Annotated in this window: 11 protein-coding genes; 10 read left to right on the forward strand and 1 reads right to left on the reverse strand. The window is 64.9% G+C overall.

The features are described 5' to 3' along the window. Positions 1-2: 2 nt before the first annotated feature. Positions 3-704, reverse strand: coding sequence for a DUF305 domain-containing protein (locus tag RMP10_RS21030; protein WP_310572047.1), 702 nt, complete (start codon positions 702-704; stop codon positions 3-5). Positions 705-1,039: 335 nt separating this feature from the next. Between RMP10_RS21030 and RMP10_RS21035 the strand changes: the two genes are divergently transcribed. The 10 genes from RMP10_RS21035 (at position 1,040) to RMP10_RS21080 (ending at position 15,793) form a co-directional block, all read left to right on the forward strand. Beyond that, entirely contained in the window at positions 1,040-2,989 is a 1,950-nt protein-coding gene (locus RMP10_RS21035) for a heavy metal translocating P-type ATPase (protein ID WP_345785837.1), read from the forward strand. A 360-nt stretch (positions 2,990-3,349) separates the two neighbouring features. Then, positions 3,350-4,753 carry a TolC family protein gene (locus RMP10_RS21040; RefSeq protein WP_310572049.1) on the forward strand — a complete coding sequence of 468 codons (1,404 nt, stop codon included), beginning with the start codon at positions 3,350-3,352 and terminating at the stop codon, positions 4,751-4,753. Next, positions 4,720-5,955 carry an efflux RND transporter periplasmic adaptor subunit gene (locus tag RMP10_RS21045; RefSeq protein ID WP_310572050.1) on the forward strand — a complete coding sequence of 412 codons (1,236 nt, stop codon included), beginning with the start codon at positions 4,720-4,722 and terminating at the stop codon, positions 5,953-5,955. The genes RMP10_RS21040 and RMP10_RS21045 overlap by 34 nt, the downstream gene beginning before the upstream one ends. Next, complete coding sequence (locus tag RMP10_RS21050; protein WP_310572051.1) at positions 5,952-9,224, forward strand: CusA/CzcA family heavy metal efflux RND transporter; 3,273 nt, start codon at positions 5,952-5,954, stop codon at positions 9,222-9,224. The genes RMP10_RS21045 and RMP10_RS21050 overlap by 4 nt, the downstream gene beginning before the upstream one ends. Before the next feature lie 153 nt (positions 9,225-9,377). Next, positions 9,378-10,130 (forward strand): DUF4331 family protein, encoded by a 753-nt coding sequence (locus RMP10_RS21055; protein ID WP_310572052.1) that lies wholly within the window; start codon positions 9,378-9,380, stop codon positions 10,128-10,130. Between the two features lie 53 nt (positions 10,131-10,183). Then, positions 10,184-10,837, forward strand: coding sequence for a DUF4331 family protein (locus tag RMP10_RS21060; protein ID WP_310572053.1), 654 nt, complete (start codon positions 10,184-10,186; stop codon positions 10,835-10,837). Between the two features lie 96 nt (positions 10,838-10,933). Further along, positions 10,934-12,190 carry a tetratricopeptide repeat protein gene (locus RMP10_RS21065; RefSeq protein WP_310572054.1) on the forward strand — a complete coding sequence of 419 codons (1,257 nt, stop codon included), beginning with the start codon at positions 10,934-10,936 and terminating at the stop codon, positions 12,188-12,190. 246 nt (positions 12,191-12,436) lie between these two features. Then, entirely contained in the window at positions 12,437-13,636 is a 1,200-nt protein-coding gene (locus RMP10_RS21070) for a serpin family protein (RefSeq protein WP_310572055.1), read from the forward strand. 181 nt (positions 13,637-13,817) lie between these two features. Continuing rightward, positions 13,818-14,495 carry a hypothetical protein gene (locus RMP10_RS21075; protein WP_310572056.1) on the forward strand — a complete coding sequence of 226 codons (678 nt, stop codon included), beginning with the start codon at positions 13,818-13,820 and terminating at the stop codon, positions 14,493-14,495. 50 nt (positions 14,496-14,545) lie between these two features. After that, entirely contained in the window at positions 14,546-15,793 is a 1,248-nt protein-coding gene (locus RMP10_RS21080; RefSeq protein ID WP_310572057.1) for a hypothetical protein, read from the forward strand. The last annotated feature ends 5 nt before the right edge of the window (positions 15,794-15,798 follow it).

Raw genomic sequence — 15,798 nt, forward strand, 5'->3', positions numbered from 1 at the left:
ACCTATTTGGTTGAGGCCTTCGGCTGGAACTCTGCGATTTCACGGGTCTGATCACGCTTCATGCGCTGGGCCATCGCCTTGACCTTGGCATCCTTCAGCATCGGCAGGTGGTGGTCGATCATCGTCGTTGCCTGCTGATGATGCTGAACCACGTGGTGGTAGAACATGCGGTCGTACGCAGCGCCAGTCAGCGGCTTGAGTTCGTCGACCATTTTCTGATTGTCGGGCATGATCATTGGATCATAGGCATCCTTGAATTGCCGCTCCAGCGTGGTCACCATTGAATCGAGCTCGGCGTCCTGTTTCGTGTCGAGCATTTCCGCATCCGCCTGTGTCGCTGCCGATCCCTTCTTTTGCTCGATCGTCAGATGAGCCATGGCGATCATGCCCTTGTGGTGCTCGCTCATCATGCGGAGGAAGTCGCGGTCCGGGTCGCCAGTAGCGCCACCCATCGGCGACATAGTGCCCATACTGCCCATGGTGCTGTGATCCATGCCCGCCATACCATCGGCACTACCTCCGGCCTCGGGCATCGGCGCACCGGCGCCCGCCGCTGCGGACGTATCGCCACGAGCCGCCTGGTCCGATTTTGCAGAGCACGCGGTGGTCACCACCAGGGCGCCCGAGGCGACCAACAACGCAGCGGCTCTCACGCCGCCTCGCCTCACGCCCTGGGTAGCGCTGGCCGGCAAAAGACTGTGCATTGACGCCTCGTGAAAGCAGAGTGAAAGGACAGTGTCGCGCTCGCAACGTTGCGGTGCATAAATCGTACCTTGACGGCGGGCCGAGTGGTCTAGCGAACGCGGCTTTATGCAGCATAAAACAAGAGTATACTTCGCACGACCACCCATTTGTGCAGTGTCTCCAATTCATCAATACATCCATCATGATTGATCCTCACGCGAGCCATCAGGGAGACACTGCTGGCGATGTTGCGCCTCACCACGCGGTGCCGCCGGCACATGGCGCGCATGCGAGCGGCCGTGTGCCCGAGACAAACCACAGCGCCCACGACAAGCATGCCGGGCATTCGGTCGAGATGTTCAAGAGCAAGTTCTGGCTCTCGTTGGTTCTCACGCTGCCCACGTTGGTGTGGGGGCACATGCTGCAGCGGGCGCTGCACTACAGCGCGCCGGCATTCCCTGGCGCCGAGTGGATTCCCGCGCTGTTTGGTACGGCGGTCTTTGCATACGGAGGCTTACCATTTCTGCAGGGTGCGCGGCGCGAGATCGTGAGTCGTCTTCCAGGCATGATGACGCTGATCGCGCTGGCGATCACGGTGGCCTTCGTCTTCAGTGCGGCGGTCGCGCTCGGCTATCCGGGAATGCCACTCTGGGAGGAGCTCGCGACACTCGTCACGATCATGCTGCTAGGGCATTGGCTCGAGATGCGCTCGATTTCGCAGGCGCAGGGTGCACTGGGCGAACTCGCGAAACTGTTGCCCTCGACAGCGGTACGCGTGCTCGGCGCTGGCGCCGACGAACGTTTGGAAGACGTGCCGGTGGATGCGCTGCGCAACGGCGATGTCGTGCTCGTGCGACCGGGGGCCAATGTACCGGCGGACGGCGTGGTACGAGTGGGTCGCAGCACCGTCAATGAGGCGCTCCTTACCGGCGAGTCGGCGCCGGTTGAGAAGGCTGACGGTGCTGAGGTGATCGCGGGCGCCATCAATGGCGCGGGATCACTTCGCGTGGAAGTGACGGGTACCGGAGAGCGTACGGCACTCGCGGGGATCATGCGACTGGTTGCGCAGGCGCAATCGTCCCGTTCGGGCGCGCAGGCGCTCGCGGACCGTGCGGCGTTCTGGCTCACGTGGGTCGCGTTGGGATCGGGAGCGATCACGTTCGCTGCGTGGTTGATCGCCGGCGCGAGCGCGGCCACCGCGGTTGAGCGACTGGTCACGGTGCTGGTCATCGCGTGCCCGCACGCTCTCGGGCTCGCCGTCCCACTCGTGCTGGCGATCTCGACCACGCTCGGCGCCCAGAGCGGTCTGCTGGTGCGTGACCGACGCGGGCTCGAGGAAGCGCGCAATCTTACCACGGTCGTCTTCGACAAGACCGGCACGTTGACGCTCGGCGAACATCGGGTGGTGTCGATGCAGACCGACGGCGACCTCGCTGAGAACGACGCCTTGCGCCTGGCGGCGGCCGTCGAACGTGACGCGGAGCATCCGGTCGCTCGTGCGATCGTCAAGAGTGCACAGGAGCGAACGCTCGCGATCCCTGCGGCGACCGCGTTCGAGTCGATGCCCGGGCAGGGCGTGCGGGCAACCGTCGAAGGTCGGCAGCTGGCGGAAGGTGGTCCGAATTTGCTCGCCAGTTTGGGTGTCACGCCGAGCGCGCAAAGCCAGGCGTTCGCCGACACGGCCGCGGCGGCAGGGCAGGGGGTGATCTACTTGATCGAAGGCGTGAACGCGCTCGCCGCGTTCGCCGTGGCTGATGCGGTGCGTCCCGAATCGGCGGAAGCGGTTCGACTGTTGCACGAAGCCGGTATCGAGGTGGTGATGATGACCGGCGATGCCCAAGCGGTTGCGGATGCCGTCGCACGCGAGCTGCAGATCGACACCGTGCTTGCGCAAGTGTTGCCTGAGCAGAAGGCATCGCACATCGAACGTTTGCAGCGCGAGGGCAAGCGCGTGGCGATGGTGGGTGACGGCGTCAACGACGCGCCGGCACTCGTCACGGCGGATGTGGGCATCGCCATCGGCGCGGGCACCGACGTGGCCGTCGAGGCTGGGGACGTCGTGCTGGTCCGGAGCGACCCACGCGACGTGCCGCGCATCGTGCACTTGTCGCGGGCCAGCTATCGCAAGATGGTGCAGAACCTGTGGTGGGCGGCCGGCTACAACATCGTGGCGATCCCCCTTGCCGCGGGCGTGCTCGCGCCGTGGGGGATCGTACTCACGCCGGCCGTCGGTGCCGTGCTCATGTCGTTCAGCACGATCATTGTCGCGCTGAATGCGCAGTTGCTGCGTCGCGTACGGCTGTAGTACTCGCGCGCAGATCGTCCACGTGTGAGCGCGCTCTGAACACCGAGCCGCTTGGCATCGGTAAGGGTTTTCCCGACTCGGCATCGTCGAACTGCTGACTGACAGGATCGACTCGTGTCGTGAGACTTCAAACATCAGAAACGGACCACGTGCAGCACATGCCTTGTCCGGTTTCCTGCCGCGTGCTTTCGCGCGTTGGAGTTCTTCGCGTGCGTGTCTGTGACGTGGAGCGCTACCGCGACCGGTGTTGCCCTGCCTCGACCTTGGCCGTGACCCACGGCGGTTCATAGCGCCGCGCAGCCACGGACTTCCCCGTCGCCGGGTCCACCAGGTGTTGCGCGCGCTCTCATCGAGGTCATCATGCGTTTCTCCGTCGCGGTCCCTTCGGCCGGGATCTTGGTCGGTTCCGTGGGGACGGTCCTGCTCTGTACGACATTGCTCACTGGTGCCGCAGTGGCGCAGGTCGCTCCGCGCGCGCCCATCACCGTGCGATCAGCCGGAGCGCCTGCGAGCGATGCTCGTGCCGACACGCTGCTATTCCTGCACGCGCTCTACGACGCGCTCGACCGCGCCAATCCACGCGTTCGCGCTGCGTCAGAGTTGTCCCGGGCGGCCTCCGCTCGCGTGTCCAGTGCCACCAAGCCACCGGATCCGGAGCTTCAAGTGGGCTTCATGAACTACAGTCTGCCACGCCTCGCGCCCGACGCGACGCTCGGCATGCGACAGCTGCAGCTCATGCAGATGGTGCCGCTGCCGGGGAAGCTCGCTGCCGCCGGCGATGCTGCTCGCGCCAGAGCAGAGGCTGCTGGTAGCAGAGCCGCCGACATCCGTTGGGACGTTCGCGCCGCAACGGCCATGGCGTTCTACGAACGCTGGTCCGCTGGCGAGCGTATCGAGATTGCGCGTGCAACCCGACGTCTGCTGGAGGACGCCGCCGCTGTGGCGACGGCCATGTACCGCGTGGGCGAGGGACGACAGTCGGACGTCTTGCGCGCACGAGTGGAAGTCGCGCGCATGGACGAGGAGATCATTCGCATGCAGGTGATGGCCGAGTCGGCGCGCGCGCGGCTTGCGGCGGCAGTGGACCTGCCCGAATCAACCGTCGACGGCACTCCGGTCCTTCCGATATTCCCGGACTCAGTCCCACAGCGCGCCGACTTGCAAAGCCTCGCGCTGCGAAACCGGTCGATGCTCGCGGCCGGCGAGGCCGAGGTACGGGCCGCCGTAGCCGAAGAGCGGCTCGCGCGCCGTGAGCGCTGGCCAGACCTGGTAGTTGGCGTGCAGTACGGCGAGCGTGGGATGGAAATGGGCACGGATCGTATGGGCAGCCTCATGGTCGGTGCGACGATTCCGATCTTTGCACGGTCGCGGCAGCTCCCCATGCGCGTTGAGGCGGCCGCGATGCGAGCCATGTCCGAAGCCGAATTGCGCTCAATGCAGGCGGACACGCGGGCACGCGTCACCGAGGTCCACGCGGAGTTGGCACGCGCCCGCCGACTCACTGCGCTCTATCTCACCACGGTGCTGCCACAAGCCGAAGCGGCCGCCGCGTCGGCGCTGTCGTCGTATCGGTCCGGCGCCGTCGACTTCATGACCGTCATCGAGAATCGTATGGTCGTCAACCGCTATCGTGAAGAACTTGTCTCGCTCACGGCGGCCGAGGGGCGGGCGTGGGCGGATCTCGAGATGTTGATCAGTCAACCTCTACTCGTGCCAGCGGGGACCAGGCAATGCCAAATAGCATGGGGCGAGTGGGGCGGGTGATGGCGCTGGTGCTTGTGCCCGTAGCCGCGGTGGTCACCGCGTGGTGGTTCACCAGGCCTGCCGCCGCGCCACCGACCACCGTCGGCACGGTCGATCACGCGGCGATGGGCATGCCGGCCAGCGATAGCGCCGGCCCGGTCATGATGGACGCGGCGAACGCGCGGCGCATCGGAGTGACCTTCGCGCCAGTGACGTTGGAGCCGCTGGGGCGCGAGGTGCGCGCTGTTGGCCAAGTGGTCGTTGACGAGACCCGCATGCGCACCGTCACGCTCAAGATCGACGGATGGGTGGAGCGGTTGTATGTGGACTACACCGGCCAGCGCATGACGCGCGGCGCGCCACTTCTGACGATCTACTCGCCGATGCTGGTCACCGCGCAGGAAGAACTGCTGCTGGCCCGACAACTGACGCGGGACGTCACTGGCAGCAGCGCCGACACGCGGACCGGAGCGGAGGAGTTGGTGCAGGCAGCGCGTCGGCGGTTGCGCTGGTGGGACATCAGCGACGAGCAGATTGCCGGAGTCGAGCGTGCCGGTACGGCACAGCGCGCGCTCACCATCCATGCACCGGTCGGCGGCACGGTCCTCGAAAAGAATGTGACGGTGGGGCAGCGAATCATGGCGGGCGAGCCGCTGTATCGCGTCGCTGACCTGTCGAGCGTGTGGGTGGACGGCGAGGTGTATGAACGCGATCTCGGCGCCATGCGCGTCGGACAACTCGTGACGGCGAGCTTTGACGCGCTACCGGGCGTGTCGATGAGGGGCCGGATCGCGTATGTGTATCCCACGCTGTCACCCGATACTCGTACCGCACGGGTTCGCGTGTCGTTGGCGAACCCCGGGTCGCGGCTGCTGCCGGGAATGTACGCGACGCTCAGAATGGAGAGCGATGCTCGCGGCGCGGTCCTGTCGGTGCCGCGCGGCGCCGTGCTGGCGACCGGCGACCGACAGCTGGTGTTCGTGCGGCTCGCCAACGGACAGTTGCAGCCGCGCACCGTGGACGTTGGGGCAGCTTCCGATGCGCGCGTGGAAATTCTACGCGGCGTCGCGCTGGGCGACACGGTGGTTGCCTCCGCCACGTTTCTCGTCGATGCCGAATCCAACCTCGGCTCTGCGCTGGGCGGTATGGGCAACATGCCGGGAATGGATATCACGGCTCCGGTCCCACTGCCGGTAAAAAAGGGTGGAGGATCCCGACCATGATCGGCGGCGTCATCGCGTGGTCGGTTCGCAATCGCTTCATCGTTTTGCTGGTGTCCGCCGCGCTGGCGGTCGGCGGATTCTGGGCACTCCGCACCGTGCCCTTGGAAGCGCTTCCCGACCTCTCCGATGTGCAGGTGATCGTGCAGGCCGACTTCGGCGAGCAGGCACCACGGATCGTCGAGGATCAGGTCACCTACCCGATTGCCGCGGAGATGCTCAAGGTGCCCGGCGCCCGGACCGTACGTGGCTACTCTTTCTTCGGCGTGTCGTTTGTCTACGTGATCTTCGAGGACGGCACCGATCTGTATTGGGCGCGCACGCGCGTGCTCGAGTACTTGAGTGGATTGCGCAACCGCCTGCCGAGTGCGGTCACGCCGACGCTCGGTCCGGATGCGACGGGGCTGGGCTGGGTGTACCAGTACGCTCTCGAAGATACGACGGGTCGGCTCGATCTCGCTGCACTGCGCAGTGTGCAAGATTGGTATCTCCGCTATGTGCTCACGGCGGTGCCCGGCGTCGCCGAAGTCGCCAGCGTGGGCGGTTTTGAGAAGCAATATCAAGTCGATCTCGATCCCGCGAAGTTACTCGCGTTCGGCATACCAATCACCCGGGTGATGTCCTCCATACAAAGCGCGAATCGGGATGTGGGCGCCATGGTCATGGAGCTCTCTGAACGCGAATATATGGTGCGCGGGCTCGGCTATCTCGGGGGGCTCAGCGATATCGAGAATGTGGTCGTGAGCGTGAATGCCACGGGGACGCCGGTCCGCGTGGCCGAACTCGGACGCGTTTCTATCGGTCCCGCCGTGCGCCGTGGCATCACGGATCTCGACGGACGTGGTGACGCCGTGGGCGGCATTGTGGTGATGCGATTCGGTGAGAATGCGTTGGCCACGATTCAGCGTGTGAAGGAGGCGCTGTCGGACGCACAGGCTGGGCTGCCCGCTGGCGTGGTCGTGCGGCCGGTGTACGACCGCAGTACGCTGATCGAGCAGGCCGTGAACACCGTGCGAGAGACGTTGCTCGAGGAAGCGATCATTGTCGCGCTCATCTGCCTCGTCTTCCTGTTGCATGCGCGCTCGGCGTTGGTGGCGGTCGTGACGTTGCCGATCAGCGTCTTGATTGCGTTCATCGGGCTCCGCACCTTCGGCATCGGTGCCGACATCATGTCGCTGGGCGGCATCGCCATCGCGATTGGCGAGATGATCGACGCAGCCATCGTGATGGTGGAGAATCTGCACAAGCACTTCGAGCGCCGCGCGCCGCCGGGCGATGGCATGATCGATACGTCGGCGCTCAGCACGGAGGAACGATGGGAGATCGTGCTGGCATCGGCGACCGAGGTTGGGCCCTCGCTCTTCTATTCGCTGCTCATTATCACGGTCTCCTTCATTCCCGTGTTCACGCTCGAGGGCCAGGAGGGCCGCCTCTTCACTCCGCTTGCGCTGACGAAGACATTCGCGATGGCCGCATCGAGTCTCCTGAGTATCACGCTGGTGCCGGTACTCATGGGACTCTTCATCCGGGGTCGGATCCGCCGCGAACAGCGCAATCCACTGAGCCGTGGGATGATCCGGGTGTATCGGCCAGCCCTCGCTTGGGTCATGAATCGTCGCTGGCCGGTGATCAGCGCCGCGGCGGCACTCTTGATTCTCACGTGGATTCCGTTTCAGCGCATCGGCAGTGAATTCATGCCGCCGATGGAGGAGGGGACGATCCTCTTCATGCCCTCCACGTTGCCCGGCATTAGCGTGGCCCGTGCGCGGGAGCTGCTCCGCCAGCAGGACTCCATCCTTCGCGCGTTCCCGGAGGTGGCGAGTGTCTGGGGCAAGGCGGGGCGCGCCAACACGGCGACCGATCCCGCAGGTCTCGATATGGCGGAGACCACCATCGCACTCAAGCCGGCAGCGGCGTGGCGCGCCGGAATGACCTACGACCACCTGATCGCGGCGATGGATTCGGCGGTGCGCATGCCCGGCGTGACCAACGCGTGGACGATGCCGATCAAAGGGCGCATCGACATGTTGGCCACGGGAATCCGCACGCCGGTGGGCGTGAAGCTCTACGGCCCCGATCTCGGAGAGCTGGAGCGGCTCGGCAACGAGCTCGAGGGGCACCTTAAGATGGTGCCTGGGACGAGGAGCGCCTTCGCCGAGCGTGCGGTGAGTGGGTACTACCTCGACATCGACATTGATCGCGTGGCGGCGGCGCGTCACGGCCTCAATATCGACGACATCCAGTTGGTGATCGCGACGGCGATTGGTGGGATGACAATCACGCAGACCGTCGAGGGAAGAGAGCGATACGGCGTGCGGGTGCGCTACCCGCAAGAACTACGCAACACGCCGGAGCGCTTGGCGGCCGTCCTGGTGCCCGTCATGCACGCGACCAGCAGCGGCAGCATGCCGAGTGCACCGTCTGTCGGCTCGATGGTGGGCGCGCAGTCGGGAGGTCTAACCGGCGCCACGGCCGCCACCCCGCCCGCAGCCGGGCGGACGGCGCAGGTACCGCTTGGTCAAGTCGCGACGATTCGGCAAACTGTGGGGCCGATGGTGGTGCGTACGGAAGATGCGCAGCCCACGGCGTGGGTGTACGTCGATGTCGGTGAGCGCGACGTCGGCGGCTACGTCGCGGAGGCGAAGCGGATGGTGGCGCGCACGATGACGCTGCCGCCCGGCTACACCCTCGCGTGGAGCGGGCAGTATGAATACATGGAACGCGCGAAGGCGAAGATGCAGATCGTGGTACCGGCCACGCTGGCCCTCGTATTCTTGTTGCTCTATCTCAACTTTCGCAACGTGAGCGAGGCGCTGCTCGTGATGCTTTCTATCCCGTTCACGCTCGTGGGCGGAGTGTGGTTTCTCTGGGCACTCGACTACAACTGGTCGGTCGCCGTCACCATCGGGTTTCTCGCGCTCGCCGGCGTGGCCGCCGAGACGGCGGTGATCATGTTGGTGTATCTCGATCATGCGTGGGATGCGCGCAAGGCGGCTTCGCCGTCGCTCGATGTTCGCGACGTATACAGCGCCGTCATGGAAGGCGCCGTGGAGCGCGTGCGGCCCAAAATGATGACCGTGGCGTCCACGATGATCGGCCTGCTCCCGATTTTGTGGGGTACTGGCGCGGGCGCCAGCGTGATGAAGCGCATCGCCGCGCCGATGGTGGGCGGCATGGTATCGAGTACGGTGCTGACGCTGCTGGTGGTGCCGGCGATCTGGTCGCTGCTCAAGCAGCGCGAGGTTACACGGGCTTCGACAACAGCGTCGTAACGGGCAACTCGCGGCACATCAGCTATTGACGAGTTCGCTGTGGCCGGCTGTCGGAACATTCCGACCGCTCCTGAAATCCGGTTCGAATTGAGCGGCGTAGGTGGGAGGTCGCCAAGCGCGACTCCGTTGGCCCCTCTCGTCCGTGGAGCAACAATGCCGAAGTGGATTTCCCTGCGAGTACCTCTGGTGGCACTCGCCGCGCTGACCGTCGTTGGCGGTTCTGCGCTTACCGTCCGCACTTTGATGGCCTCCGATCACCAGGACACGCCGCTGGTGGAGCTGTCACCGCGCTTTGACGTCAATGACGTCTATGCGTTCCCGTCGCCGACCGACCCGTCGCGCACGGTACTCGTGCTGGGGACGAGTTCGCCGATCACGCCCGCGCAAACGCCGAGCTTCACGTTCGGCACGAAAGATCAGGAACTGTATCAGCTGAAGATTGACAACACCGGTGATGCCAATGAGGACCTCGTCTTCCAGTTCACATTCACGGGGAAGGCTGGTAAGCAGAAGGTTTCCATGCGCGGTCCAATGAAGCCCAACAGCGTCGGTACGCAGAATACGCTGGTGGGTGGGAAGCCACTGAAGGGCTATACCAATACGGTCATTGAGCAGGACGGCGTGAAGCTCTTCGCCGGCCCGCGCGACGATCCGTTCTTTATTGATCTCGAGCAGTTCTTCCGGATTCTTCCGGACCGTCGCCCCGAAACTGGTCCGCTGTCGATGATCACGCAGGGCCCGCTGACGTTCCGGTCAGCCACTGGTGCCAATCCGGCCGTTGATTTTCTGCGCGGTATCAACGACATGGCCATCGTCGTGGAACTGCCCACTTCGATGCTCGCCAACGCCGCAACCAATGGTCGCTTCGGAGTCTGGGGCACGACCAGCCGCGCCCGCGGCAACTAGTCGTGCTGTCGCCAGTTCTCATTCGATTCCTCAACGATTCAGGAGCAAGATCCATGTTGCGAACCACTGCCGCTCGCGCGGCTCGATTCACGCAGCGCACCGCGCTACTGCTCGCCGTCGCAGCGACCGGAGCGCTCAGTGCCTGTCAGGATACGCCGCAGGACCAAGGGCTCACCGGTCCCTCGGCCAGCCAAAGCAAGGAAGGCACCCGCGCCGACATTGGCGATGACGACGATTCGGTTGACGAGAACATCGTGTACGAGCAGGTGGAGTTCCTCGGCAATCCCTTGGTCAGTGAAGTTACGATTGTGAAGGCGAATCATGATCGCTACAATCGTACACAGCCGTACAACAGCGCCGAGTTCGGCCCGCAGAGTCTGGCCTTCATCAATGCATTCCGCGGCAACCAGCCCGTCGTGGCCAATACGCTCGGCGCGGTTCTGTATCCGGACATGTTGATCGTCGAGTCGTCGCGCAATCCGTCGACCTCTGGATGGTTGTCCTGGGCGTTGGCGAACGGATGGGGTGGACGAAACCTCGCTGACGATGTCGTCGATGCCGGCCTGTCGGCGATCTTCGGCAAGATCATCGCCAGCGATGGAGCCTTCTGCGACAACGGCCAATTGCCGCTGTGCACCGATAACGTGCCGGCCAACGATAAGGCATTCCTTCGCACGTTCCCGTATCTCGCGGCCCCGACGCTCTAAGCGTTCGGTCGTCTCGCTGTACACGCGGCACACTAGCCCGCATCTGTCCGGACTCCCTTCGGACAGATGCGGGTCGGCCACTTCACGGAGCGTTCCATGTCTCACCGTACGCAATTGAACAGGCGCTGGATGACGGTGATCGCCGGATTTCTTGTCGTGGCCGTCGCGATTGTGGTGGTAACGGTCGTGAATGACCGTACAGCGTCGCGTTCGCCGGTCGTACGAAGCGCGCCCTTGGTCGAATTCTCCACCGTCGCAGCCACCGACGCCGACATCCGCGATCGCAACATTGACTTCTATGCTGCGCGAGCTGCGAGCGATCCGGCGAGTTCCAGCGACCGACTCGCTGTGGCGGGACTGCTCTTTGCGCGGTCGCGCACGAATGGCTCGGTAGCGGATCTGACGCGCGCTGAGGCGTTGGCCCGCGAATCGGTCGCCCTGCGTATGCAGCGCAACGGGCAGGCCTTCGAACTGTTGGCCAGCGTACTCATGGCGCGCCACGCGTTTGCCGAGGCGCGCGCCGTGGCACTGCGTGCTGACTCGCTGGAGCCGGCAAACCCATCGCATCTCGCGCTGCTGGGCGAGATCGAACTGGAACTCGGCGACTACGCCGCCGCCGCCACGCACTTCGGCGCCATTTACTATGATCGTCAGCAGTTCACGATCGGCGCGCGTCTGGCTCGGTGGTATGAAGTCACCGGGCGCGCCGATATGGCTCGACTATTTCTCAAGAACGCGATCACGCACGTGGACGAGCGCGACGACCTGCCGCGCGAGCAGATCGCGTGGTTTCACTATCGGCTGGGTGAACTGGAGTTGCGCCTCGGGAATTTCACGGCGGCCGACTCGGCGTTGCAAGACGGCCTACGCCGTAACCCGGACGACGTGCGCGTGTTGGGTGCGCTGTCGCGATTGGCCCTCGCCCGGAGCGACTGGTCACGCGCCATCGAGTACGGTGATCGGGCTACCGGTGTACAACTCGATCCGACCACCCTCGGAGCGGTCAGTCGCGCCTACGCCGCCCAGGGCGACACGGCGCAAGCGACAGCCTATGCGCGCGCCATGTCGGTGAGCGCGCTCAAGCAGCCCGGTGTCATTCATCGCGCATGGGGGCTCTTCTTGCTGGATCATGGCACGCCGAGCGAACGCGCTGAGGTGCTGGCGCGCGCCGAGCGCGAACTGCGCGACCGCAAGGATGTGTACGGACATGATCTGGTGGCGTGGGCGCTGTATCGTACGGGGCATGGTGACGAGGCACGGCGCGCGATGGCGATGGCCGTGTCGCAGCACACGCAGGATCAGATGCTGGTGGCCCACGCGGCTGCCATAGGCGTGGGCGTCCTTCCGCGTTGACTTGGACGCCGCCATGTGCTGTGTTGACGTAGCGCGACCGGCGTGACTGCCAACGACGGGTCGAGCCTTCGGTCCATGGCTGGGACGCTGAAGCACGAACTGTCGGGCCTGATGACGTTTGGATGAGGTCGTAGTGACACCAACCGCAGTTGACGGGTTATCAATGGGAAGCCCTTTTCCCTGACCACCCGACCGATGCGCATTGCTCGTTCACGCACCTCATCTCTGATTGCCGCGCTCGCGATCATGGCTACCGCTTGTTCTGGCGCCGGCACCGCGCCCGACTTGGGCGCTGCCGACTCGCTCGCGGCCCTGCCGCGCGCGCTCACGGCGACCGAGCGTCAGGCCATCACCGCCGGCAACGACTTCGCGCTCAGGCTGTTACAGCGCACCTCCGCTCGCAGTGCGGGTAATGTGCTGCTGTCGCCGCTCTCGGTCTCGCTGGCCCTCGGCATGACGATGAATGGCGCCGCGGACGAGACGCGTTCCGAGATGCAGCGCGTGCTCGGTTGGGGAGCGGCGAACCGTGCCGACATCAACGTGGCGTATCGTGACCTGATGACGATGCTGCCCGCGCTCGACGGCCGCGTGACGGTGCGGATTGCCAACGGGATCTGGATGCTGCAGCCGAAAGTGCCCGACGCGACCTTCGTTGGCGAGGCGCGTCAGTTCTTCAACGCGCCGGTGACGAGTGAGGTGACGCCGCGCGCGATGTTCGATGCGGTGAACGCGTGGGGCGATCGCGAAACCCGTGGCATGATTCCGAAAGTGCTGCAGCAGGATCCGCCGCGGGACCTCGCGATGCTGTTGGCGAACGCCGTGTACTTTGCCGGCACGTGGCGCGATCGCTTTGATCCTGCGAAAACGAGCCCCGGCCCCTTTCAGCTCGAGGGCAGCACCACGGCCACCGTGCCCATGATGGCGCGCGAGGGGGGCTTCCGCAGCTGGCGCGATGATCGCCTCGTGGCCGTCGAGATGCCCTATGGTAATGCGGCATTCTCCATGCTCGTGCTGATGCCGACCAGAGACGCGGTGGGCCCGTTCGTGGCCACGCTCGATACGGTGCGGCTCACTCAAGTGGTGCAGGGGCTACGCGAGGCGAGAGCCGACGAGCGACTGCGCTTCCCGAAGTTCACCCTCGAAAGTGCACTCGAACTGTCACCCGACCTGCGAGCCCTCGGCATGACGCGTGCCTTCTCCGACGCGGCCCAGTTTCCGCGATTGGTGACGAACGAATCCACCAAGCTCTCGTTCGTGCAGCATAATGTGAAAGTCGAGGTGGATGAGAAGGGGACACGCGCCGCCGCCGTCACCGTGGTGGGTGTGGTGGTGACATCAGTCCCACTCGGCGTGGACATCGACCGCCCGTTCGTCTTCCTGATCCGCGAGCGACTGAGCGGGACTCTGCTGTTTGCGGGCGTCGTGCGGAATCCCCTGGCGCGCTGAGCAAGTTTCGCGCGGCGCGGACTACGCCCCGCGCGCTGTAGCGCCGAGCTGGTGACGCGCGTCACGTCGCTGTTACCGTTCCGGCGCCGTTCAACACCACGTGCCACGCGGTGCGCGCTGCGGGTGCGCTGGTGCGTTGAGCGGACCACAGCCTACGGTCGTCCCCTCCTGAGAGGAAACCGTGTCTGTCTCGCCACCGCTGCTACGCCGCGCACTGCGCGCTGCGAACTATCGCCGTCCCTCGATAGCCGTCATCGTCGCGCGGTCTATCGCGCTCACACTTGGCGCGTCGTTGGTCCTGCTTGGCGTGATGTCTGTACTGGCCGACGCCGCGCGTGGGCAAGGCAGCGCTGCCCCCGACCCCACCGTTCGCGCAGCGCTTTCCCACCTCGCCGACAAGCACGGACTGTGGGGATCGGTGGGACTCGGTCGCGCGAGTGGCCGCTTGCAGTGCGAGGCCTGCACCAAGGGCGCGACGTATGCCTATGCCGGACACGCCTCGATCGGATGGCGGCTCAGTCCCGTACTCTTGGTGGGCGCCGAAACGCTGGCGTGGTTCGATGTGATGGGCGGTGGCGCGGACCGCATCGTTCGTGGCACGTACCTGGTAGGTCGCTCCTATTTGACTGCCGGCCGCCGCCTCTTCGTGCACGGTGGACTTGGCGTCGCCAGCTACACCATCAATGACGGAGATCTCGCGTTCCGCACGCAGTCGCCGTCGGCGTCGCTCGCGATGGGATACGACTGGCGACTTCGCACGGTTGTGCTCACGCCATCAATCGCCGCCGTGGCCTCCACCGGCGGTCCGCTGCGGAGTGATCGCACCGAGAACGCGATCGCCGAGAATGCGCGCCTTTGACTGCTGCGCACGTCATTCGCCCTCTCCTGGTATCGCTGATGCAGCCCATCATGTCTATGGGCGCGACGCCGATGGCGCTTGGCCTGCTCTTCGCGCTCGCGGCGTGCACTGACGCGTCCAATACGGGCCCCACCGACGCCGAACTCGGCTCCGCTGCTCCGGCGCGCGCCTATGGAATCTGGGTGCCGAGCAAGACGGACACCTGCTCGCCCGACGTGCACAACCGCTACGCCACGCTCGGACCGGACGGGAAGAAGTATCCCACGTGGCATCCGCCGGTCGACCCCATCTCGGGTTGCAGCTTCGGTCATGAGCATGGGCGCGATCCACATGGGTCGGCGCTATACGATCGCGTTGGTGATCTCGCCTTCGGGTATGCGAACGAGCAACTCGATGCGGCGAATCTTGGCATGCAACGTCATGAGGACCACGTCGGACACAAGATCGAATGGGAGAACGGCGTGCGCATACGGCCTGGCGGTGGCGCCGGTACGGCGATCGAGGTGACTTGTGACGTGCTCGTGAAACTGCATCAGGGCACGCACTCGCGCGACGCGTTCACCAACAATCTGCACGAACTCAATTACCATATCCGCTGCAACGATCGCACGGAGATGCACGTGACGCTGCTGAGCGCCATCGGTCGCCCAGGTGAATTTCAGAGCTCCTGCGGCGGTACGGTTCAGGCGGGGGTGGCGACGCCGTCCAACGCGCCGAGTGGTGGGGGCCATCGTCGGATCCCAGATGCCAACTGTCTGCTCTCACGTCTGTTGGTCGCGCCCGGACGTGAGTCAGACTTTGGGCACCTGCATGAAAGCTGGGAGACATCGAACGAGATCAAAAGCGCTGACGGCAAGCGGCTGGCGGCATTCAATCCGTACTTTCAGGTGTTTCGCCCGAGTCGCTACTTCGATCCCGCGGTACCCGGCGTGGTGGGACGTCCGGTGACGCTCTGTGCAACGACGATCGGTGACCTCCGTGCCCGCGGTCGTGAATGTGATGGGCTGACGAGCACGGTGAGTGGTACGCTGTTGAGCGTCGAGTTCGACGATGTCCGTTCAGGATTCAACGGTGCGCGCCGTCAGGTGGACATCAACGACAATCAGATCAGCAACGCTGGTGGCCCCGCGGTGTGGTACACCGATCCGTTCGGACGCAACGGGCGTCCCACACCGTTTGCCGGTAGCATTCGCCAGGAGATCGCGTCGATCAACAACGACTATGGTGTCGGGATCAACGGTCCGGTCATCGGCGGCGATCGGAACTACGCGGGGGTGGGGACGCGGGCGCCGAACTAACGGCG

Source organism: Gemmatimonas sp., assembly GCF_031426495.1.
Lineage (GTDB): Bacteria > Gemmatimonadota > Gemmatimonadetes > Gemmatimonadales > Gemmatimonadaceae > Gemmatimonas.